The 21,814-nt window shown below is 54.5% G+C and carries 17 protein-coding genes and 6 tRNA genes; 1 reads left to right on the plus strand and 22 read right to left on the minus strand.

Annotated elements, in window-relative coordinates:
• Nucleotides 1-54 precede the first annotated feature (54 nt).
• From OLTU_RS29360 to OLTU_RS29375, 4 genes are all read right to left on the minus strand, one after another.
• On the minus strand, nucleotides 55-639 hold the full coding sequence (locus tag OLTU_RS29360; RefSeq protein ID WP_141736286.1) for a hypothetical protein: 585 nt from the start codon (nucleotides 637-639) through the stop codon (nucleotides 55-57).
• Nucleotides 636-845: a hypothetical protein gene (locus OLTU_RS29365; protein WP_141736287.1), complete on the minus strand. Its 210-nt coding sequence runs from the start codon at nucleotides 843-845 to the stop codon at nucleotides 636-638. Before OLTU_RS29365 ends, OLTU_RS29360 begins: the two co-directional genes overlap by 4 nt.
• A 37-nt stretch (nucleotides 846-882) precedes the next feature.
• Nucleotides 883-1,572, minus strand: coding sequence for a matrixin family metalloprotease (locus OLTU_RS29370; protein ID WP_176737073.1), 690 nt, complete (start codon nucleotides 1,570-1,572; stop codon nucleotides 883-885).
• 140 nt (nucleotides 1,573-1,712) lie between these two features.
• On the minus strand, nucleotides 1,713-2,387 hold the full coding sequence (locus OLTU_RS29375; protein WP_141736289.1) for a hypothetical protein: 675 nt from the start codon (nucleotides 2,385-2,387) through the stop codon (nucleotides 1,713-1,715).
• Nucleotides 2,388-2,501: 114 nt separating this feature from the next.
• Between OLTU_RS29375 and ftsY the strand changes: the two genes are divergently transcribed.
• Nucleotides 2,502-3,686, plus strand: coding sequence for a signal recognition particle-docking protein FtsY (ftsY, locus tag OLTU_RS29380; RefSeq protein ID WP_218110349.1), 1,185 nt, complete (start codon nucleotides 2,502-2,504; stop codon nucleotides 3,684-3,686).
• A gap of 123 nt (nucleotides 3,687-3,809) precedes the next feature.
• Here ftsY and OLTU_RS29385 read toward each other — a convergent pair.
• From OLTU_RS29385 to OLTU_RS29470, 18 genes are all read right to left on the minus strand, one after another.
• Nucleotides 3,810-3,886 (minus strand) — tRNA-Val (locus OLTU_RS29385).
• A gap of 47 nt (nucleotides 3,887-3,933) precedes the next feature.
• A complete protein-coding gene (gene fusA, locus OLTU_RS29390) occupies nucleotides 3,934-6,009 on the minus strand; it encodes an elongation factor G (protein ID WP_141736290.1) in 2,076 nt (691 codons plus the stop codon).
• 99 nt (nucleotides 6,010-6,108) lie between these two features.
• Nucleotides 6,109-6,576, minus strand: coding sequence for a 30S ribosomal protein S7 (gene rpsG / locus OLTU_RS29395; RefSeq protein ID WP_141736291.1), 468 nt, complete (start codon nucleotides 6,574-6,576; stop codon nucleotides 6,109-6,111).
• Between the two features lie 38 nt (nucleotides 6,577-6,614).
• Nucleotides 6,615-6,989 (minus strand): 30S ribosomal protein S12, encoded by a 375-nt coding sequence (rpsL, locus tag OLTU_RS29400; protein WP_141736292.1) that lies wholly within the window; start codon nucleotides 6,987-6,989, stop codon nucleotides 6,615-6,617.
• A 374-nt stretch (nucleotides 6,990-7,363) separates the two neighbouring features.
• The gene (rpoC, locus tag OLTU_RS29405; protein ID WP_141736293.1) at nucleotides 7,364-11,497 is read right to left on the minus strand and encodes a DNA-directed RNA polymerase subunit beta'; all 4,134 of its coding nucleotides are present in this window, start codon (nucleotides 11,495-11,497) and stop codon (nucleotides 7,364-7,366) included.
• 66 nt (nucleotides 11,498-11,563) lie between these two features.
• A complete protein-coding gene (rpoB, locus tag OLTU_RS29410; RefSeq protein ID WP_141736294.1) occupies nucleotides 11,564-15,691 on the minus strand; it encodes a DNA-directed RNA polymerase subunit beta in 4,128 nt (1,375 codons plus the stop codon).
• 568 nt (nucleotides 15,692-16,259) lie between these two features.
• Entirely contained in the window at nucleotides 16,260-16,637 is a 378-nt protein-coding gene (rplL, locus tag OLTU_RS29415; protein WP_141736295.1) for a 50S ribosomal protein L7/L12, read from the minus strand.
• A 59-nt stretch (nucleotides 16,638-16,696) separates the two neighbouring features.
• Nucleotides 16,697-17,221 carry a 50S ribosomal protein L10 gene (gene rplJ, locus OLTU_RS29420; RefSeq protein ID WP_141736296.1) on the minus strand — a complete coding sequence of 175 codons (525 nt, stop codon included), beginning with the start codon at nucleotides 17,219-17,221 and terminating at the stop codon, nucleotides 16,697-16,699.
• 14 nt (nucleotides 17,222-17,235) lie between these two features.
• Nucleotides 17,236-17,931, minus strand: coding sequence for a 50S ribosomal protein L1 (gene rplA, locus OLTU_RS29425; protein WP_141736297.1), 696 nt, complete (start codon nucleotides 17,929-17,931; stop codon nucleotides 17,236-17,238).
• Nucleotides 17,932-18,011: 80 nt separating this feature from the next.
• Nucleotides 18,012-18,434: a 50S ribosomal protein L11 gene (gene rplK, locus OLTU_RS29430; protein ID WP_141736298.1), complete on the minus strand. Its 423-nt coding sequence runs from the start codon at nucleotides 18,432-18,434 to the stop codon at nucleotides 18,012-18,014.
• Nucleotides 18,435-18,571: 137 nt separating this feature from the next.
• Nucleotides 18,572-19,117, minus strand: coding sequence for a transcription termination/antitermination protein NusG (gene nusG, locus OLTU_RS29435; protein WP_141736899.1), 546 nt, complete (start codon nucleotides 19,115-19,117; stop codon nucleotides 18,572-18,574).
• Nucleotides 19,118-19,286: 169 nt separating this feature from the next.
• On the minus strand, nucleotides 19,287-19,664 hold the full coding sequence (gene secE, locus OLTU_RS29440; RefSeq protein WP_141736299.1) for a preprotein translocase subunit SecE: 378 nt from the start codon (nucleotides 19,662-19,664) through the stop codon (nucleotides 19,287-19,289).
• 33 nt (nucleotides 19,665-19,697) lie between these two features.
• Nucleotides 19,698-19,770 (minus strand) — tRNA-Trp (locus tag OLTU_RS29445).
• A 76-nt stretch (nucleotides 19,771-19,846) separates the two neighbouring features.
• Nucleotides 19,847-21,040, minus strand: coding sequence for an elongation factor Tu (gene tuf / locus OLTU_RS29450; RefSeq protein ID WP_141736300.1), 1,194 nt, complete (start codon nucleotides 21,038-21,040; stop codon nucleotides 19,847-19,849).
• A 111-nt stretch (nucleotides 21,041-21,151) separates the two neighbouring features.
• Nucleotides 21,152-21,226, minus strand: a tRNA-Thr gene (locus OLTU_RS29455).
• 190 nt (nucleotides 21,227-21,416) lie between these two features.
• Nucleotides 21,417-21,493, minus strand: a tRNA-Gly gene (locus tag OLTU_RS29460).
• 42 nt (nucleotides 21,494-21,535) lie between these two features.
• Nucleotides 21,536-21,620: transfer RNA gene (locus tag OLTU_RS29465), tRNA-Tyr, on the minus strand.
• Between the two features lie 27 nt (nucleotides 21,621-21,647).
• Nucleotides 21,648-21,723, minus strand: a tRNA-Thr gene (locus OLTU_RS29470).
• Nucleotides 21,724-21,814 lie beyond the last annotated feature (91 nt).

The following is a 21,814-nucleotide window of genomic DNA, read 5'->3' on the forward strand; positions in this document are numbered from 1 at the left end:
GCAAGCCCTTATCCCGGGCCGTTCCGGGCGCGGGCTCCAGGTGTTATGCAGAATTCATGGCTGAGTAGAAAAGACCTGATCACTCTGAGCGAGCCTGATCAAACCCTGACGCAGACTGTTGCGGCAGTACTTCTGCAGATCAGTCAAAAGACCCTGCAAGGTGCTGCGTTTGAGTTGAATGAGGACGTGAATGGTGTAGGTATCCTGAAGAGCCGCTACGGCATTTGGGTCAGAGATCTTTTCATAGTAGATGTCCCGAATCAGATCGCGACTGATGCGGTTGGCCAAAAGCTTTTCGAGCTGCTGGGTCACCATGGCCCGATCGACGACATCAAGGTCCTGAAATAATTTATCACTTTTCCAAAAGAGCACGATTTCGTTTTGGATCTGCAGCCTTGTATCGTTCAAGGCGGACGCCTCGGCCTGCTTGAGACCAAGCGGCAGGTCGACCACTTTGGTCTTTACGCTATGATATTCGATAATGTCGCCGGATTTTACGACGTTGGCGTGTTCGCTGGAAGCCCAGGCCGGGCGTTCGCGGCGACTCTGTTCAATGACACGGGGTTCGTTGAGGGAAGCCGCATGGCGGCAGCCACTGGCCACGAAAAGCAGACAACCCATCCAGCGAAAAAACCTCAAGTCCCTGATCCTCTACGTCGTTCTTCCTCGCGTTTGGCGCCTTTTTTCTCGGCCACGACATCAGCCAGATTGCGCCCACCGTTCCGGACTTCCCTGATCTTGGTCAGGACCCGTTCGAGCAGGAGAGGATCATTCTTGATAATTTCGCGCATGATTTCAAGTTCGTCTGAAGATCCGCGTTCTTTAGGCTTGTTGAGCTTTGACATGGATTGTCCTCCTAGTCTGCTTTTCGGCAGACAAGGCTCACTCATAAACCTGGCGGATATTTTCAATGTCGCCATCGCTCAGGGAGCGGAAGCTCATATTGGGGCCGATATAGGTCTTGGCATGCATCACGGAATCCGGATCCACTTCAATTTCAACATGATCGAGGCCAAGAAGATGACCGAACTCATGCAGCAGCACGGTCTCGGCATCGACGATATCGAGGTCCTGGCCCAGGTTGCGAGAGACGTCCATCGCATCGCAGAAGTGATAGGTTTCACCGTTCAGGATCACATCACCTTTAATGATGCGATCGGAGCCGCTGGCATTTTCCCAGACCGTGGTGGCCAGCGTGGTATCCGCCTTGCCGGTTGATCCCTTCCAATTCTTTTCATAGTAAACCATGGTGTAGGTATCATCGAGGCTGGAATAGAGTTCATCACCGCGGGGCATTTTTGCAACACCGGCGAAGATCAGAACTTCGCGACCCATGGCATCGTTCCAGGATTCACCGGCGGTGATGGCTGCTTCCACCACAACATCCGGAGCGGTATCGTCGATATAGAAGCTGACCTTTTCCGTCCAGCCGGTGAGACTATGAAAGGGTCCCTCAGCCTTCGGAACTGCGTTGGCGTTTTGAGTGCGTTGCTCTTCAATCGAATGTCGATTGGGAGCGGCGCCACAGGCAAGCAGCGTGAAACTCAGGGCTGTGGCAATCAGGGCTCGCATGCGGCCTCCCAGCATAAATTTCTCTAGCTGGACCCTTGCCACTAACTGGAACGTATACATACCTTCGGCCCCTCCTGGCCCAAAATAAGCTGCCCACGCTCTGCCGCAATACTACATGACTTTGGCGAGCTTAGGGAGAACTAGATCAAATGTTTTAGAATGCCGAGGCTCCAGGTGCGGGAGAGTTTACGGAGCGACAAACTGTCTTCCGGCGCGTAATCAAGTTCTGAAGATTCGTAAGAAAGCTGGACCGCCCACGAAAGTCTGTAGAAATAATCGACCTGCGCATTCCAGGTCCGCGTTTCGCCGGTGACGCTGATGCGTTCGCTTTCAAAACTTTCCGGCAGCCCGAGTTTCTCAATGCGATGCCAGCCCAGTTCCACACCGGTGCCCACGCGCACGCGATCCGATAGATTCAGAATCAGACCGAGATTGAGTCCCGGCAGACCATAGCTGATCTCGCCAACCTTGTTTTTGCTCGTTGGCGGCACCATCAGCGCACTGGTTTGTGTTCCCAGATAATAACCAAAAGGCCCGATCAGTGGCAGGTGAAAGGCATAGGCGATGCGCACCTGATGACCTTCGTTCGAAAAGGAAAATATGTTGACGTCATCAGTCAAATGGCCTTTCCAGCGACTGATGACATGGCCGTAGCTGATGGAGAAATTATGCTCGCGCCGAAAGCCGCGTACGGCCCGGCTCCATTCCTTCGGCAGTTCCGGGCGTATCAAAGGCTCAGTTACTTCCTGCGCGCCGAGATTGGCGGGACATAGCGCCCAGCCAAGGATGAGCAGTGTGGACAAAACCCTGGTCATGAAAGCTCCGGGAACTTGATTCGTGCTACAGTTTTAACCTATTTCCCGTTAGTATGAAACGCCCTTTCGCCGTCGGTCCTGGAAAACAAAAATGGAAGGATAGGATTTCGAGTGATGCTGAATTTCATACCAACCTTATATGCTCAAACGGTTCCGGCTGAAGCGTCCGCTGACCTTCCCTGGGATCTCATCGCCTCAGGCGTCCTTGCCGTATTGATGCTGCTCGCTTTTTTTGTTCTGCGCCGGTTCATGGAAAAGCCCATGCCGCCACGTGCGGAAGAGCCGCCGCGGGAGGTCCCTGCTGTTCCGGAAGCACCGCAGGAGCGGGCGCTGGAGGTTCCCACCGAAGCGCCCGAACTGGCCGAACTGCGGGCGGATGATCAGGCCTCCTGGCTTCAGCGTTTGCGCCAGGGTTTGAGCAAAACCCGGTCGCATCTCAAGGACAATCTTTCGCGTTTGCTCGGTGGGCAAAAGCTCGATGATCAAACTTTGGAACAGGTGCACGAAGTCCTCTTTCGCAGTGACCTGGGTGTGGAAACAGCCGATCATCTGGTGGACATTTTACGGAAACGCTTTGGCGGACAGCCCACCGCCCCGGATTGGGCGGTGATTTCCACGGAACTGAAACAGGCGGTGACTGAATCGCTGCAGGGGTCCGAGGATACCCCCATGAACAGGCCGTCGGAAGGGCCTTTTGTGGTCCTGGTGGTCGGCGTCAACGGCGTCGGCAAGACCACCAGCATTGGCAAGCTCGCGGCCCGTTATGTGGCCGAAGGCAAATCGGTTCTGCTCTGTGCCGGGGATACCTTCCGTGCCGCGGCGATTGAACAGCTGCAGGTCTGGGGCGATCGCCTGGGGGTGCCCGTGATCAAGCATCAGCAGGGGGCGGATCCCGCCTCGGTGGCCTTTGATGCCGTCAAAGCAGCCAAGGCGCGTGGGGTCGATGTCCTTCTGATTGATACGGCAGGCCGTCTGCATAGTAAAACGGAACTGATGGATGAATTGGCCAAGGTCAAACGGGTGATCGCCAAGGAAATGCCGGACGCTCCGCATGAAACCTGGCTGGTCATCGACGCCACCACCGGACAGAACGCGGTGCAGCAGGTGAAGGCCTTTGGGGAACTTGTCAACCTCACCGGGCTTATCGTGACCAAGCTGGACGGGACCGCCAAGGGCGGCGTGATCATTGGGATCAAACGGAAGTTCCGGCTTCCGATTCGGTACATCGGTGTGGGTGAGAAGGCGAAGGATCTGAAGGAGTTTTCGGCTCGGGATTTTGCGGAGTCGCTGTTTGCGTGAGGGCTCAGCACACCCTCGTTATCCCGCCACGCGGGACGAGGTTGCGAGTTGAACAGAATAAAAACAAAAAAGCGAAGCCTCAACAGCTTCGCTTTTTTTGTTTCTCACTCATGGAGATCCTGGTGGTGGGACTGCCCAGACTCGAACTGGGGACCTCTACGATGTCAACGTAGCGCTCTAACCAACTGAGCTACAATCCCGTGCAGGAGCACCTTTTCTAACGGCTGAGGGCCGCCTTGTCAATCTCTTAAAAACCGCCCCCAGTGATTTTTTGCAGAACAGAATCAGGCACCTGCTCGTAGGCGGCAAAGCGCATCGTGTAGGTGGCCCGGCCCTGCGATACAGACCGCAGATCTGTCGTATAACCAAACATCTCCGACAAGGGAGCGATGGCATCCACTTCCTGCAGGTGACCGCGCATGCCCACGTTGTTCACGCGCGCCCGGCGGGAGTTGAGGTCCTTGATAATGTTCGAAAGGAATTCATCCGGCACCAGAACCTCAAGACTCATGACCGGTTCGAGCAGAATGGGTTTGGCATTCCGCATCGCATCCCGCATGGCCATGCCTGCCGCGATTTTGAAGGCACTGGCCTCCGAACGCTCGGGATCGACCGTGGCGTCGAGCAGCGTGGCCTTCACACCGGTCATCGCATAACCGGCGATCACTCCGACCTGGACGGCCTCTTCACAGCCGGCTTTGACCGCCCGCTGCATTTCATCGTTCAGTTTGTCCTTGCCGACCTTGCTTTCGAATGTCAGAGCCGCGGTTTGCGGTCCTGGTTCCACCTGAATCACGACCCGGGCCCACTGATGGAGTTTCTCCGTTTCGCGTTCGAAGACTTTTTCGGCCTTGGAAGCTGTTGAAACGGTTTCGCGATAGTTGACCTGGGGATTGCCGATGTTGGCTCCAACTCGGAACTCACGCTGCATGCGGTCGATAATGATTTCAAGGTGCAGCTCGCCCATGCCGCTCAGAAGGGTCTGCCCGGTTTCGGCGTTGACGCTGACCTTCAGTGTGGGATCCTCGTTTTCAAAACGCTCGAGGGCCTTGGTCATTTTCGGAGCGTCGGCGCTGCTCTTCGGCTCGATCGCAATCGAGATCACCGGCTCAGGCACATCGAGCGATTCCAAAACTATGGGATATTTCGGATCACAAAGGGTATCACCGGTGGCCACCACCTTGAGACCCGCGACGGCTGCGATGTCGCCGGCTTCAATGAAATCCACTTCCTGCCGCTGATTGGCTTCCATGCGGAGGATTTTGGAAATCCGCTCCCGCTTGCCCGTGCGCGCGTTGTAAACGGTTTCACTGGTTGCGAGTTTGCCGGAATAAACCCGGACATAGGTGATCTGACCGACGAAGGGATCGTTCTGAATCTTGAAAGCCAGCATCGTCAAAGGCTCATCCGGAATGCGACGGCGCGTGATGGACTTCGATTCATCGGCCGGATCAAGACCCACGACATCCGGCAGATCCAGAGGTGATGGGAGATACCAGGTCACGGCATCGAGCAGCGGCTGAATGCCTTTATTTTTGAAGGCGCTGCCGCAGAAGACCGGGACCATTTTCATGGCAATGCAGCCTTTACGGGCGGCCCGACGGATTTCCTCTTCGGTCAGGTCCTTGCCTTCCAGGAATTTTTCCATGGTGTGATCATCGAATTCAGCGACGGCTTCGATGAGCTGCATGCGACCAAGTTCGGCCTCGTCCTTCAGCTCATCGGGGATCTCCTCGATGCGGAAGGCCTGTCCCAGGGCATCACCGTCCCAGTAGTAGGCCTTGAGGGTGATAAGATCGACCACGCCCACAAAGGAATCCTCGGAGCCGATCGGCAGCTGGAAGGGCACCGGGTTTGCGGCGAGGCGATCGCGCATGGACTGCACCGACTCGTCGAAGCTGGCGCCTACGCGATCGAGTTTGTTCACAAAGGCGAGGCGCGGCACCTTGTATTTATCCGCCTGACGCCAGACCGTTTCCGACTGAGGCTCGACTCCGTGCACGCCGTCGAAGACCGCGATGGCTCCATCGAGCACCCGAAGGGAACGTTCCACCTCCACCGTGAAATCCACGTGGCCAGGCGTATCGATGATATTGACCGTATGATCCTTCCAGTAGGCGGTAATGGCAGCTGCAGTGATGGTGATCCCGCGCTCCTGCTCCTGCTCCATCCAGTCCATGGTGGTGTTCCCATCATGAACCTCGCCGACCTTGTGAATCTTGCCTGTATAAAAAAGAATGCGTTCGGTTGTTGTGGTTTTGCCCGCATCGATATGCGCCATGATACCGATGTTACGCAACCGCGGAAGATCCTGGACTTTCATAAGTATTCTCGGCTTGGATTCAGGAAATAAAAAAACTGTTCGCCGGCCCCCGAAGCGGGGCCAAAACTTGCGAACAGTTTAATCAACTTTTTAAGTTTCTTACCAGCGATAATGCGCGAACGCCTTGTTCGCTTCAGCCATCTTATGAACGTCTTCACGACGTTTGATGGTTGCGCCACGCTTGTTGGCGGCATCCAGAATTTCACCGGCGAGGCGCTCGCGCATGCTGCGACCGCTCCGACCACGGGCAAATTCGATCAGCCAACGGATCGCCAGAGCCTGACGGCGCTCAGGACGGATCTCGACAGGAACCTGGTAGTTCGAACCACCGACGCGGCGGGACTTCACTTCCAGCATGGGTTTGGCGTTATCGAGAGCCGTTTTAAAGGTCTCGATTGGATCGTTACCTTGCTTTGTAATTTCTTCCATGGCGCCGTAGAAAGCTTTCTCAGCAGCAGCTTTCTTGCCATGCTTCATCATGCTGTTGATGAATTTTGTGACAACTTCATCTTTGAAAACAGGATCAGGAAGGACCTGCCGTTTCTCTGCGGTGTGGCGACGTGCCATACTACTTCACTCCAATGCTATACAGCTGATGTGGTTAATTAGCTTTTTGGTCTTTTCGCGCCGTACTTCGAACGACCCTGACGGCGAGCGTTCACGCCCGAGCAGTCGAGGGAGCCGCGTACGATGTGATAACGCACACCAGGCAAGTCTTTCACTTTTCCACCGCGGACCAGAACCACACTGTGTTCCTGGAGGTTGTGGCCTTCACCACCGATGTAAGAGGTGACTTCAACGCCGTTGGTCAAGCGTACACGAGCAACTTTCCGGAGAGCGGAGTTAGGCTTCTTGGGAGTTGTCGTATAAACGCGGGTGCAAACACCACGCTTCTGGGGGCAACCCTTCAGCGCAGGAGCCTTGGTCCGGTTCTTCTGGACCGTTCTTCCTTTGGCGATGATCTGATTGATCGTTGGCATGCTTTCTTATCCTTACTGCTTTCGCCTCATTGCGAACTATTTTGATTGATCGCTGCGGGGCTTTGCGTTGCTACTCTGACGCTCTGACCTCGCGAAATCTGCTCATCCGTCAGCACCGGATCTCACGGCGTCCTGTGAATGCACTGATGCATTCGCGGATTCTGACCACACGCGAGGCTAGTATCAGTACCAATCTGGAGGCTGGAAAGCAAGAGTTATTGCTGGTTTTAAGGAAAAACAAAAGGGGATGCTGGTAGCATCCCCGATGGTGTGAACAGACGTCGTTACCCCCAGAGGGGGCCCCAAACAAACATCGTCACCCCCGAAGGGGGCCCTGATGGCCTTGCGGCCTGGGGAGTGACGTGGTTTTGCAGTTACGAGTTGGCTTCCATCACATTCTTCAGCACAGGCAGCGCCTCATCGACACCGCGCACGCGCGACTCGAGACGACGGTACTGCCAGGAACCGGTACCGGCTGGCACCAGACGTCCCATGATGACGTTTTCCTTCAGGCCGCGGAGGTGGTCGACCTTGCTGTTGATCGCAGCTTCGGTAAGGACCTTCGTGGTTTCCTGGAAGGACGCCGCCGAGATGAAGGAGTCGGTCGACAAGGAAGCTTTCGTGATACCCAGAAGAACGGGTTCAAAGATGGCTTCCTGACCGCCCTGCTCACGCACCTTGGCGTTGGCATCATCGAGCTCTCCTTTTTCCACCTGCTCAGCAGGGAGGAAGCGGGTATCGCCCGGGCTCAGAACTTTCACACGACGGCACATCTGACGCACGATGACTTCGATGTGCTTGTCGTTAATTTTCACACCCTGCAGACGGTAAACGTCCTGGATCTCATCGACGAGGTACTTGGCCAGCTGCAGTGTACCCAGGATGCGCAGGATATCGTGAGGCGACGGCGAACCATCCACAAGGGTCTGACCCTTCCGGATATAGTCACCTTCTGTCACGATAATATGACGTCCTTTTGGCACAGTGAAGTCGGAGCTTTGACCATCGTCACTCACGACCACGATCTTGCGCTTGCCCTTCGAGTCAGCCCCGAAAGTCACCGTTCCATCGCGATCGGACATGATTGCGTAATCCTTGGGCTTTCTGGCTTCAAAGAGTTCCGCAACGCGAGGCAGACCACCGGTGATATCCTTGGTTTTCGCCTGTTCACGAGGAATCTTGGCGATGATGTCACCAGGGAGCACGTCACTGCCGTCGTCCACGAAGATCGTGGCACCGACAGGGAGCGAGTAGCGCGCATCGCGTTTGCCGTCGACCGAAACCGCCTTGCCCGAGTTCGGATCAATGATTTCCACAGCCGGCTTGAGGTCCGTGCCGCGGGTTTCGATGATCACCTTACGCGCGAGGAAAGTCACTTCGTCGGTACGCTCTTCAACCGATTGGCCTTCTTTCAAGTCGCTGTATTTCACGCGACCGCCGACTTCCGCCATGATGGGGTTCGCAAACGGATCCCATTCAACCAGCGAAGCACCGGCATCGATTTCCTGGCCTTCCTGGCAAAGCAGGACGGAACCATAGGAAATCGGATAGGTATCACGAATCGCTCCCGAATCCTTGTCAAGGATCTGGATCTCACCGTTACGCGAGAGAACCATGCGCTTGCCATCGCGGTTGGTCACCGCGTTGATCCGGATGAACTTCACGAGACCGGAGAAACCAGTGTCGCGGGTGTTCTTCTCGATTCTGTGCGAAACGGTACCACCAAAGTGGAAGGTACGCATCGTCAGCTGGGTACCGGGTTCACCGATCGACTGAGCAGCGATCACACCGATCGCTTCACCCACGTTGATGATGTGTCCGGTGGCAAGGTCGCGGCCGTAACACTTCGCACAGATTCCCATGCGGGTGTTACAGGTCAGCACCGAGCGGATACGCGCCATCTCGATACCGGCCTTGTCCATTCTTTTGGCGACGGCTTCATCGATCAAGGAACCGGCCTTGGCGATGATTTCATCGGAGTTGGGATCCTTGATTTCCGTAATCAAAACCCGACCCAGAGTCCGGTCACCAAGCGATTGCTTGATGTCCGAGCCTTCACGCAGTGGAGTCATGGTGATGCCATTGGCGGTTCCGCAATCGGTTTCCGCGATGGTGGCATCCTGCGCCACGTCCACGAGACGACGGGTCAGGTAACCCGAACTCGCGGTCTTGAGCGCGGTATCCGCGAGACCCTTACGGGCACCGTGAGTCGAGGTAAAGTATTCAAGAACCGAGAGACCTTCGCGGAAGTTCGCGGTAATCGGCGTCTCGATGATCTCGCCCGAAGGCTTGGCCATCAGACCGCGCATACCGGCCAGCTGACGAATCTGCTGAGCGGAACCACGGGCACCGGAGTCGGCCATCATAAAGATCGAGTTCGAGCTATCGACTTCCTTTTCAACGCCTTTGTGGTCGGTTTTCTTCGCTTTCGCGATGTTCTTGAACATCTCTTCGGCGATATTTTCCGTCACTTTTGCCCAGATATCGATAACCTTGTTGTAACGCTCACCTTCGGTCAAAAGACCTTCGGAGTACTGCTCCTTGATCTTCTTCACTTCCTCGTAAGCGTCGTCGAGCAGACGTTTCTTGCCTTCAGGAACGACCATGTCACCGATCGAAATCGAGAGACCGGCCTTGGTCGAGTAGCGGTAACCGATGGCGCGCAGACTGTCCGCAAGCAGAACCGTTTTCTTGGGTCCGGCGATACGGAAGGCGTCATCGACCAGCTTCGCGAGTTCCTTTTTGCCCATACGCCTGTTGATCGTTTCAAACGGCAGTTCGCTCGGCAAACTTTCCGACAGGAGCACGCGACCCACTGTGGTGTCATGCCGCTTGCCGTTGAAACGCACGATGATCGGAGCCTGGAGGCTCACTTCATTGTGGTCATAGGCCACGCGCACTTCGTCGATCGAACCAAACATCTTGCCGGCGCCTTTGGCCGAAATATCTTCCTTGGTCAGATAGTAGATGCCGAGAACGATATCCTGGGTCGGAACGATCACGGGCGAACCGGATGCGGGCGACAGGATGTTGTTGGTCGACATCATGAGAACCCGGGCTTCCATCTGCGCTTCCACCGACAGAGGCACGTGAACGGCCATCTGGTCACCGTCGAAGTCCGCGTTGAACGCGAAGCAGACGAGGGGGTGCAGCTGGATCGCCTTGCCTTCGATCAGCACAGGTTCGAAAGCCTGGATACCAAGACGGTGAAGAGTAGGAGCTCGGTTCAGAAGAATCGGATGCTCCTTGGTCACTTCCTCGAGGATATCCCAAACTTCAGGACGCTCTTTTTCCACCAGTTTCTTGGCGGATTTGATCGTCGACACGATGCCGTGTTCTTCCAGTTTGTTGTAGATAAACGGTTTGAAGAGCTCGATCGCCATTTTCTTGGGCAGACCACACTGATGGAGTTTCAGGGTGGGACCGACCACGATCACGGAACGACCGGAGTAGTCAACACGCTTACCGAGAAGGTTCTGACGGAAACGACCCTGCTTGCCTTTCAGCATGTCCGACAGCGAGCGGAGCGCGCGCTTGTTGGGACCGGTGAAGACTTTACCGCGACGGCCGTTATCGAAGAGAGCATCGACCGCTTCCTGAAGCATGCGCTTCTCGTTACGGATAATGATCTCGGGCGCGTTGAGTTCGATCAGACGGAGCAGACGATTGTTCCGGTTGATCACCCGACGGTAGAGGTCGTTCAAGTCAGAGGTTGCGAAGCGGCCGCCGTCCAAAGGCACCAGAGGGCGCAGGTCGGGGGGCAGAACCGGAATTACGGATAGCATCATCCATTCCGGTTTCGCTTCGTTATTTTTGAAAGCCTCAACGACTTTCAGACGTTTTTGCAGTTTCTTGCGCGCCGCTTCCGAAGAAGCTTCGAGCAGGGCTTTGCGCAGGTCGTCACCGAGGTCTTCGATGCGCAGGCCGGACAGGAGTTCCTGAATGGCTTCCGCGCCGACACCGACGTTGAACGCACCGTTGCCGTGTTCCTGGAGCAGTTGTTCGTACTCGTCTTCGCTGATGACCTGGCCGACGTGCAGCTTGGTCACTTCCTCGTTGCCTGGATCCAGGACAACATAGGATTCGCTGTAAAGAACGCGCTCAACATCTTTCAAAGAAATGTCGAGGATCGCGCCGATACGTGAAGGCAAGGACTTGAGGAACCAGATGTGAGCCACTGGTGTCGCCAAGTTGATGTGACCGAGGCGTTCCCGACGAACCTTGGAGTGGATGACTTCCACGCCGCACTTGTCGCAGACGATACCGCGGTGCTTCATGCGCTTATACTTGCCGCAGATACACTCAAAATCACGAACGGGCCCAAAGATCTTCGCGCAGAAGAGGCCGTCGCGTTCCGGTTTAAAGGTACGGTAGTTGATGGTCTCGGGTTTCTTCACCTCACCGAATGACCAGCTCCGAATCTTTTCCGGGGAAGCCAGCGAGATTTTGATCGCGCTGAAGCTTAAGGGATCCGTAGGCTTATCAAAAAAGTTTACCAAGTCGTTCAAGTGAGTTACCTCCATGAGGACGGATGAAACCCCAGGCCAAGGACCTGGGGTGCCATAATTCGGCGATTACTGGGTGAAGCTCTCGAGGCCTATTTCCTGATCATCACGGATCAGGTTCACATCCAATGCCAGCGACTGGAGTTCTTTCACGAGAACGTTAAAGCTCTCGGGCAGACCTGGCATCATCATGTTCTGGCCTTTGACGATGGACTCGTACATACGGGTCCGGCCCAGCACATCGTCAGACTTCACGGTCAGGAACTCCTGCAGAGTATTCGCTGCACCGTAAGCTTCCATCGCCCACACTTCCATCTCACCCAGACGCTGACCACCGAACTGCGCTTTACCGCCGAGGGGCTGCTGGGTCACCAGAGAGTAAGGACCAATGGAACGTGCGTGGATCTTCTCGTCAACCAGATGGTGGAGTTTCAACACGTACATCACGCCAACCGTCACGCGGTTATCAAACTTGTTACCGGTCCGGCCGTCGTAAAGGTCGCTTTGGCCGTCGTCGTCGAGGCCTGCCAGTCCCAGGTAACGCTTGATGTCATCTTCGCCAGCGCCGTCGAAGACGGGGTTCGCGAGATGCACACCTTCGCGGTATTTACGCACGAAGGTCATGAGTTCATCATCAGTACAGGACTTCACGAAGCTGCGTGTTTCCTCGTCATCCCAAATCCCGAAGATAAAGTTCTCGATTTCGGGACGATTGATGCTTTGCTCAATAAAGGTCTGGAGCTTCTCGCCCAGGCCCTTGGCTGCCCAACCCAAGTGGGTTTCCAGGATCTGACCGACGTTCATACGCGAAGGAACACCAAGCGGGTTCAACACGATATCAACGGGACGGCCGTCACTGAGGAAGGGCATGTCCTCTTCAGGGAGAATACGGGACACCACACCTTTGTTACCGTGGCGACCGGCCATCTTATCACCAACCTGCAGCTTGCGCTTGATGGCGACATAGACCTTGACCATTTTGATAACGCCGGGAGGCAGCTCGTCGCCTTTGCGAACCTTCTTGATCTGCTCTTCCGTCATGAAACGGATGAGGTTGATCTTCTCGCGCAGGCTTTCCACGACTTTTGTCAGAAGGGAGTTCTTCTGGGCGTCTTTCACGGCCAGATGTTCCCAGTAAATGTAATCCAAGGAGTTGAGGAAGTCGGCCGTCAGAACCGTACCGGCTGTCGCGATGGTGGTTCCATCACGGCCGCGGATTTCACCAGCCAAAGTCTCACCGGCCACGATCTTGACGATCTTACGGGCGGCGGAGTCCTTGATGATGGAAATACGGTCGCTTTCGTCCTTCCGCAAACGGGAAATTTCCTCTTCCTCGATCTGCAGCGAGCGGGTGTCTTTCACAGCGCCTTCACGGGCATAGACTTTCGCCCCGATCACCGTACCGACCACACCGGGTGGCACGCGCAGCGAGGTATCCCGTACGTCACCGGCCTTTTCACCGAAGATCGCACGGAGGAGTTTTTCTTCCGGCGTCAGCTGGGTCTCACCTTTCGGCGTGATTTTACCGACGAGCAGATCGTTCGGCTTCACATCAGCGCCGATGCGGATGATACCGGCTTCGTCCAGGTTACGAAGCGCTTCTTCACCAACGTTCGGGATATCGGAGGTGATCTCTTCCTGACCCAGTTTGGTGTCGCGGGAGATACATTCGAATTCCTGAATGTGGATCGAAGTATAAAGGTCTTCCTTAACCACGCGCTCGGAGATGAGGATGGAGTCCTCAAAGTTGTAACCACTCCAGGGCATGAAGGCCACGACCACGTTTTGGCCCAGAGCCAGCTCACCCATTTCGGTGGCGAAACCGTCGGCGATGATATCACCCTTCTTCACCTTCTCGCCTTTGACGACGATCGGCTTTTGGTTGATACAAGTATCGACGTTCGAGCGCTTGTTTTTCTCAAGCTTGTAAATATCAACCTCGGCACCGACTTCCGTGAGGTTGTCGCTGTTGTCCTCGGTTTTGATCACGATACGTTCAGCGTCAACCGCCACGACCACACCGTCACGCTTCGCAACCACGGTGGCACCGGAGTCACGAGCCACGATGCGCTCCATCCCGGTACCGACCAGCGGCGCACGGGTTTTCAGGAGGGGCACGGCCTGCCGCTGCATGTTCGAACCCATCAAAGCGCGGTTCGCATCGTCATTCTGCAGGAACGGAATCAGGTTCGCTGCGACCGACACGAGCTGGCTGGTGGACACGTCCATGAGGTCCGCTTCTTCCGCACGCACGATCTCGGATTCACCGGCGCGGCGGGCGTAGACGAATTCCTCTTCGGACTGGATGTTACTCGCCTGGGCGATCACATGGTCCTGATGTTCTTCGGCCGCGGAGTAGTAACGCACCTTATTTTTGCCGCCGCTTTCGTCCGTCAGACTGCGGAAGGGCGTTTCAATAAAGCCGTAATCGTTCACTTTCGCGTACGAAGCCAGGGACGAAATCAGACCGATGTTCGGACCTTCAGGGGTCTCGATCGGACAGATACGACCGTAGTGAGTGGGGTGAACGTCGCGGACTTCGAAGCCGGCGCGCTCACGACTCAAACCGCCGGGCCCCAGAGCGGAAAGACGACGCTTATGCGTAACTTCCGAGAGGGGGTTGGTTTGGTCCATGAACTGGCTGAGCTGCGAACTGCCGAAGAATTCCTTCACAACGGCCGAGGCCGGCTTGTTGTTCACGAAATCATGGGGCAGAAGCGTGTCGACGTCACCCAGCTGGAGACGTTCACGAATCGCGCGTTCAATCCGGAGCAGACCGATACGATACTGGTTTTCCAGAAGCTCACCGACAGCGCGGACGCGGCGGTTGCTCAGGTTATCGATATCATCGATCTGGCCTTTTTCATTTTTCAGACCGATCAGATACTCAACTGTCCGCAGAATGTCTTCCTTGGTCAGCGTTCTGGTTTCCAGAGGAATATCCAGACCGAGTTTCTGATTCAGCTTCATCCGACCCACGGCGCTCAGGTCATAGCGGTCGGGGTTGAAGAAGAGGTTATCAAACAGCGATGTCGCTGGTTCGATCGTCGGAGGATCACCAGGACGCATACGCTTGTAAATTTCGAGGATCGCGTCCTCCTTGGTCTCGATCTTGTCGGAAACCAGGGTATTCCGGAAGGAAGAGTCCGCGTTCACACCGTCGATGAAGAGAACCGAGAATTCCTTCACACCGGCTTTGATCATCTTTTCGAGATGCTCAAGACCGAGTTCGGTATTCAGGGGAACGACCGGCTTGTCCGACTTGTCGAGGATGTCTTCGGCGGTGATTTTACCGACGAGTTCATCCTGCTCCATGGCCACGTACTCGATACCGGCCTGTTCCATCTGGCGAATGGCACCAACGGAAATACGCCGACCTTTTTTCACCAGGACCTTGCCGGTCGCTGGATCCACGAGGTCGGTCAGAGCTCTCTGACCACGCAGGATTTCGTAGTTCAGTTTTTTCTCGAGCTTGCCTTCACGAATACGAACCAGTTCTTTCTTATAGAAGCGGTCCAGAAGCTGCTGGTCGGTATAACCCAGAGCTTTCAAAAGGATCGTGCCGTGCATCTTGCGACGACGGTCGATACGCAGATAAAGGATGTCTTTGGAATCGAACTCGAAGTCGAGCCAGCTGCCGCGATAAGGAATCACGCGCGCGGTGTAAAGCAGCTTGCCGGATGCACTATTGCGTCCTTTGTCGTGGTCAAAAAAGACACCAGACGAGCGGTGGAGCTGCGATACGACAACGCGTTCGGTTCCGTTGATAATAAACGTACCATCATCGGTCATGAGGGGAATTTCACCGAAGTAAACTTCCTGCTCCTTGACGTCACGGATGGACTTGACGTTGGTTTCCTTGTCGAGGTCCCAGACCACCAGGCGAATCACGACTTTAAGAGGAGCGGCGAAGCTCATACCACGCTGACGGCACTCGTCCACGGTGTACTTGGGCTCTTCAAACGAATAGCTGACGAATTCAACCGACGCTGTCTCAGCAAAGTGAGTGATCGGGAAAACCGAATTGAAGACGGCCTCCAGACCTACAGCCTTCCTATTTTGCGGAAGCTCGGTCGCCTGCAAGAACATGTTATAACTGTTCTTCTGCAGCTCGATCAGGTAAGGTATGTCGATTGCCGGTGTAATTTTTTCAAATCGTTTGCGAGGACGTGTAAAACTGGAAGCGAGGGAGGTCATTTAGCACTCCTATGAAAGGAATCCCGTTTTCTTCCACGCAATAACCGGCCGCACTTCCGGCTTCTCGCGTGGCACCGCAACCGCGCTATCCCATCGATGCCGTTAACAGAAACAGAGTCTCTGCTATACGCCGGATTCGGGAGAGAAACCCCGCTGCCGGGCGATTACGAATAATGTCTCTTGGCGAAGAAATGTTTGCTGTCCGCCGTCACTCGTTCCTCAGACGCTGAAGGGCCCTGCGACTGCCGTCACAGAGCCTGCAGGCTCAAAAAGGCAAAAAGTACCGCCTATCCTCGCCGTCTTGGCAGAGAATAAAGAGTGAAAGGCAGGCACCTTTCACGTACGTTGCGGTAGCCTTTTGCATTTAGTGTCCGATGAAACGGGCTGAGGAATCTTCGAACGAACTTAGGCCGCGTCGAATAACTCGACTACCGGCATTTCGTTCGCAAATTCGTCAACTTCACATATCCTCAAGGAAATTAGGATATATGGAATCAAAGCAATAAAAAAGCGGAAAGATGAGCCGCGCCAATTTTCACTAGCAGGCCTCATCTTTCCGATTCGTATATTACTTGAGCTCAACCTTGGCGCCAGCTGCTTCAAGGGTCGCCTTGATTTTGGCAGCTTCTTCCTTAGGAACGTTAGCCTTAACTTCCTTAGGTGCACCTTCCACCAGGTCTTTAGCTTCTTTCAAGCCAAGGCCGGTGATCGCGCGGATTTCCTTGATCACGTTGATTTTCTTGTCGCCCGAGTCCTTCAGAATGACGGTGAACTCGTCTTTCTCTTCAGCAGGGGCGGCAGCAGCAGCAGGGGCAGCAGCGAAAGCAACGGGAGCAGCGGCGCTCACACCGAATTTGTCTTCCAGCTCTTTTACCAGCTCAGCAGCTTCCAGCAGAGTCAGGTTCTCAAGAAATTGAACAACTTGTTCTTTAGTCACGTTGGCCATAAAAATTCTCCTCCCAAATCACATCCAGCTAGCTTCGAACTTAAACGAAAGCCCTAGGATTAAGATGTTTTCTTATCTTTAATTGCGTTAATAACCTGAACCAAATTGCGATTGACGCCGTTCAAGACGCCAAGGAGCCCTCTATGCGGCGCCACGAGCGATCCGATGATCTGAGCCAGCAGGACTTCCTTGCTGGGCAGGTCGGCGATCGACTGGAGCTGAGCCTTGTTCAGAGCCGCTTCTTCCATGTAACCGGCAGTCACTTTGAAATTAGGATGATCCTTTTCAAAGTTCAGAGCGGCTTTGGTTGCCTGAGCCGAATCACCGTATGCGCAAATGACGCCCACGGGACCAACGAGACTCTTCGAGAGACCTTCCATTTCCTGGACTTCCAGGCCAATGGACTTCTTGGCGATGCGGTTCTTGATCACGCGGAATTCAGCACTGGCCTGGCGAAGCGCCACGCGCAGTTGTGTCAGCTCTTCCACCGTGAGACCACGGTATTCAGCGACGATCACTGCATTCGATTTTTTAAACCGGGCGGTGGCTGATTCGCGGAGTGCTTGTTTCTGTTTACGATCCATGAGTGATTTCCCCCTTAAATCTTAAAGGGCGTCGTATCGACGCGAACACCAGGACCCATAGTTGCAGACAGACATACCTTCTTCAGGTAAGTGCCCTTCGCCGTCGAAGGCTTTGCACGCAGCAAAGTATCGATGATGGTGCGAGCGTTTTCTGCCAGCGCCTCAGGTGTGAAGTTGGAACGACCGATCGAGGTGTGCACGATACCGGCTTTGTCCACGCGGTATTCGGCGCGACCTGCGCGCAGTTCCGAAACAGCTTTCTCAACTTCAAAGGTCACTGTGCCCAGCTTTGGGTTTGGCATCAGGCCGCGGGGACCGAGAACTTTACCGAGTTTACCGACAACGCCCATCATGTCAGGGGTTGCGATCACCTGGTCAAAGTCCAGCCAGCCTTCGGTGATACGTTTGGCAAGGTCATCACCACCGACTGCATCAACGCCAAGTCCATTGGCTTCAGCAGCTTTCTCGCCTTTAGCGAAAACGATGATGCGAACTTTTTTGCCAAGACCGTTGGGGAGGACAGTTGCGCCCCGAAGGTTTTGATCTGCGTGACGAGGGTCAACACCCAGGTTCACAGCCAAATCCACGGAGGCATCCATTTTGGAGTAGGATGTTTCCTTGACGAGTGTGCAGGCCTCGAGAAGATCGTAATTTTTCTCACGATCAACTTTGGCGAGGGCTGCGCGATACTTCTTTCCTCGCTTAGCCATAAATATTCTCCGTAGTCCAATCGAGCCGGTGAGGCTCTCCTACTATGTCAGTGCCTGCTGAATGCAGACGCTATCGAACTTTATTGAACTTCCAGACCCATACTGCGAGCCGAGCCCATGATAATCTTCACGGCGGCCTCTTCATCGTATGCGTTCAGGTCGTCTTTCTTGGTTTTCGCGATCTCACGGATCTGATCCATGGTCACGGAACCGGCCACAGCTTTACCAGGAGTCTGGGAAGCTTTTTCGACCTTGGCAGCTTTCTTCAGCAAGTCAGAAGCCGGAGGGCTTTTGGTGATGAAGGTGAAGGACTTGTCGGCAAAGACGGTGATAACAGTTGGCAGAATGGAACCAGCCTGTTTTTGGGTCTTAGCGTTGAATTCCTTACAAAAGGCCATAATATTGACGCCCCTCTGGCCGAGAGCAGGGCCAATGGGAGGAGCCGGGTTCGCTTTACCTGCCGGAATCTGCAGCTTGATAAATCCGACAACCTTCTTTGCCACGTTCTTCGCTCCTTCTTATTCGCTACCGAGTAGCGATCTGAATCAAGACTTGGAAGACGGGGTTTACGCTATTTTACACGCCCCGTCAAGCATCTAATAGAAAACGCACCTGGTCGAAAAGGTGCGTGCCAACCGTCTTAAATTTTTTCGACCTGTCCGAACTCAAGTTCCACTGGGGTTTCGCGCCCGAAGATACTCACCAGAACGCGGACTTTACCCTTATCCGGGCGCACTTCGTCGATAACGCCGTCAAAGTTACTGAATGGACCGTCCATAACTTTAACAGCCTCGCCTTTGGCAAAGCGGACTTCCTGAACGACGTCCTTGCGCTGATCCTTGACCAGCTCGGGATTGGTAAGACGCAGCACTTCATGATCAGGCAGAGCCTTGGGATGGCGGGCATTGCCGACAAAGCCCGTGATCTTTGGCGTACTCTTGACCACGTGCATACTTTCGTCGTCGAGGTGCATCTGAACAATAATATATCCAGGGAACGAAGTGCGGGAGACAGCCTTCTTTTTGCCGGCCTTGTTCACCGACTCACTGACTGTGTGAGGGATGTAGATATCTCCAAATTTCTCAGCCTGACCTTCGCTTTTGGCGCGGTCAATCAGCCCGGATTTGGCCTTCTCTTCAAAGCCTGAATAAGTATGTATGACATACCATTTCAAATCGTAAGCCATGCTATCTGCCTCGTGTTTCAATGGTTTCCCCTGCATTATTCCACAGCGGAACCTCGTGCCCCAATGGCACAACAACAGTTTCCAGGAACTGCTTCAGGCAAGCGCTGCGGGGCCGCAAACGTTTGCCATATTGTAACACCCTGCCGGGGTTTCTTGCTATCTTGCGTGCTTAGGCGATGAGAAGACCAAGAAACTTGGACCAGATGAAGTCGAAGATCGCCAGGATGATCGCGAAAATTCCGACAACGACACAAACGATCATCGTCATGCGTCGGGTGTCAGGCATGCTGGGCCAGGTCACTTTCCTCAGCTCACCAATGGACGCCAGGAAGTACTCATGACGTTCTTTCTTCGATCCGAGCATATAGGCACCGGCAACACCAAGCGCCAAGCTGGCAGCTGTCGTTGCGGGCTGATACCAATCAAATCGATCCGACCATCCTAGCTGGACACCCAGTGTGCCGAAGGCTTTGTAGAACGCGAGAGCGACTAACGCAGCAAAGGCAACATAAGCCAATTTGAGCCAATAGGAATCATCTTTATTCATGGGTGTTCTCCGGACTGGTCTGGAGGGGCAGAGCAGGCGAGGAGGGACTCGAACCCACAACAGTCGGATTTGGAATCCGATGCTCTACCATTGGAGCTACTCGCCTAGAACAGAAAACCTAAGTCGCTCGAAGCCGACCGCATCCCAAGATACGGTCGGCCTACGAACCAGACGATTGAGTCTTACTCGATGATGTCAGCAACGACGCCGGCGCCAACGGTACGGCCACCTTCGCGGATAGCGAAGCGGAGCTCTTTATCCATTGCGATCGGCTGGATCAACTCGACTTCGATGTCGATGTTATCACCTGGCATAACCATCTCAACGTTATCTGGCAGTTTAATGCTACCAGTTACGTCCGTCGTACGGAAGTAGAACTGAGGACGGTAACCTTTGAAGAATGGAGTATGACGGCCACCTTCTTCTTTGGTCAAAACGTACACAGAAGCTTTGAACTTCTTGTGAGGCTTGATCGAGCCTGGCTTGGCCAGAACTTGACCGCGCATCACGTCTTCACGCTTGGTACCGCGGAGCAGGATACCCACGTTGTCACCAGCGCGACCTTCGTCCAGCAACTTGCGGAACATTTCAACGCCAGTACAGGTGGTCTTGGTGGTTTCAGCCAGGCCGACGATTTCCATATCTTCGCCGACTTTGATGATACCGCGCTCAACGCGACCGGTTACAACCGTACCGCGACCCGAGATCGAGAACACGTCTTCGATCGGCATCAGGAACGGACGGTCAATAGGACGCTCTGGGACAGGAATGTAGTCGTCACAAGCCTTGATCAGCTCAACGACTTTTTGTGCCCATTCGTCTTGAGCGTTGGCAGCTTCCAGAGCTTTCAGAGCCGAACCCTTGATGATAGGGGTATCGTCGCCTGGGAACTTGTAAACGCTGAGGAGTTCGCGAACTTCCATTTCGACGAGGTCGAGGAGTTCTGCGTCGTCAACCATATCGCACTTGTTCATGAAAACAACGATACGGGGCACACCGACCTGACGAGCGAGGAGGATGTGTTCACGCGTCTGTGGCATAGGGCCGTCAGCAGCGGAAACCACGAGGATGGCGCCGTCCATCTGGGCAGCACCCGTGATCATGTTCTTCACATAGTCAGCGTGACCAGGGCAGTCAACGTGAGCATAGTGACGGCTTGCCGAAGAATATTCGACGTGCGAGGTATTAATAGTAATACCACGAGCTTTCTCTTCGGGAGCGTTGTCGATCTCGGAAAAAGCTTTCGCCACCCCGCCGTACGCCAAGGACATAACCTTGGTGATGGCCGCTGTCAGGGTTGTTTTACCGTGGTCAACGTGACCAATGGTACCGATGTTAACGTGGGGTTTTGAACGCTCGAACTTTTCTTTTGCCATGATTTCCTCCCGCTAAAGGCAGAAAGCGAAGTTGATTTCTTCGTTATATAGCTTCTTGTCTATGATTTTCATCGCAGAGACTGTTTTAGGTCTCCCGCTTTGAGGTAAGCATGGAGCCCAGAAGGGGCTTTGAACCCCTGACCTCGTCCTTACCAAGGACGTGCTCTACCCCTGAGCTACCTGGGCTAACAAGCGATTTAATAAAAAATCGCCGACACATCCTGATTCACACCAGGACTTCCCACTGCGCCTCTTAGACTTGCAATAGGCATAACTTCCCGCCTGTCTGGCGGTAGGACATTGGCTACAATCGACGGGTAGTTTGTACCCTTTTATCGAAGCCTTCGTCAACTGGCTCTTCATCGAGAGAGACGGATGGAGCGGGAAACGGGATTCGAACCCGCGACCCTTAGCTTGGAAGGCTAATGCTCTAGCCAGCTGAGCTACTCCCGCTTATTCCGACTATTCAAATCCCTGGTCACAGTGCCTTGCGGCTGGTGGAGGATGGTGGATTCGAACCACCGTAGGCTACGCCGGCAGATTTACAGTCTGCTCCCTTTGGCCACTCGGGCAATCCTCCGCTCGTTCCCTGCTTCCAGTCTTCACGTGGAGCTGGTGATGGGACTTGAACCCGCAACCTGCTGATTACAAGTCAGCTGCTCTACCAATTGAGCTACACCAGCACCTGGAAACTCGTAACAATAAACAAAAAAATTCGTTTAGCGCCTCGAGCGTTAGAAGGAATTACACTCTCCTCTCGATTTCTGTCAAGAG

It is taken from the genome of Oligoflexus tunisiensis, assembly GCF_001748245.1.
Taxonomy (GTDB): Bacteria; Bdellovibrionota_B; Oligoflexia; order Oligoflexales; family Oligoflexaceae; genus Oligoflexus; species Oligoflexus tunisiensis.

What these genes read in the sequence shown, in the direction of transcription:
- OLTU_RS29365 (WP_141736287.1), bottom strand. Translation starts at nt 845, where the DNA reads ATGTCAAAGCTCAACAAGCCTAAAGAACGCGGATCTTCAGACGAACTT.
- OLTU_RS29375 (WP_141736289.1), bottom strand. Translation starts at nt 2,387, where the DNA reads ATGACCAGGGTTTTGTCCACACTGCTCATCCTTGGCTGGGCGCTATGT.
- OLTU_RS29370 (WP_176737073.1), bottom strand. Translation starts at nt 1,572, where the DNA reads ATGCGAGCCCTGATTGCCACAGCCCTGAGTTTCACGCTGCTTGCCTGT.
- fusA (WP_141736290.1), bottom strand. Translation starts at nt 6,009, where the DNA reads ATGAAAGTCCAGGATCTTCCGCGGTTGCGTAACATCGGTATCATGGCG.
- rpsL (WP_141736292.1), bottom strand. Translation starts at nt 6,989, where the DNA reads ATGCCAACGATCAATCAGATCATCGCCAAAGGAAGAACGGTCCAGAAG.
- rpsG (WP_141736291.1), bottom strand. Translation starts at nt 6,576, where the DNA reads ATGGCACGTCGCCACACCGCAGAGAAACGGCAGGTCCTTCCTGATCCT.
- tuf (WP_141736300.1), bottom strand. Translation starts at nt 21,040, where the DNA reads ATGGCAAAAGAAAAGTTCGAGCGTTCAAAACCCCACGTTAACATCGGT.
- nusG (WP_141736899.1), bottom strand. Translation starts at nt 19,117, where the DNA reads ATGGCTTACGATTTGAAATGGTATGTCATACATACTTATTCAGGCTTT.
- secE (WP_141736299.1), bottom strand. Translation starts at nt 19,664, where the DNA reads ATGAATAAAGATGATTCCTATTGGCTCAAATTGGCTTATGTTGCCTTT.
- ftsY (WP_218110349.1), top strand. Translation starts at nt 2,502, where the DNA reads ATGCTGAATTTCATACCAACCTTATATGCTCAAACGGTTCCGGCTGAA.
- rplL (WP_141736295.1), bottom strand. Translation starts at nt 16,637, where the DNA reads ATGGCCAACGTGACTAAAGAACAAGTTGTTCAATTTCTTGAGAACCTG.
- rpoB (WP_141736294.1), bottom strand. Translation starts at nt 15,691, where the DNA reads ATGACCTCCCTCGCTTCCAGTTTTACACGTCCTCGCAAACGATTTGAA.
- rplJ (WP_141736296.1), bottom strand. Translation starts at nt 17,221, where the DNA reads ATGGATCGTAAACAGAAACAAGCACTCCGCGAATCAGCCACCGCCCGG.
- rplA (WP_141736297.1), bottom strand. Translation starts at nt 17,931, where the DNA reads ATGGCTAAGCGAGGAAAGAAGTATCGCGCAGCCCTCGCCAAAGTTGAT.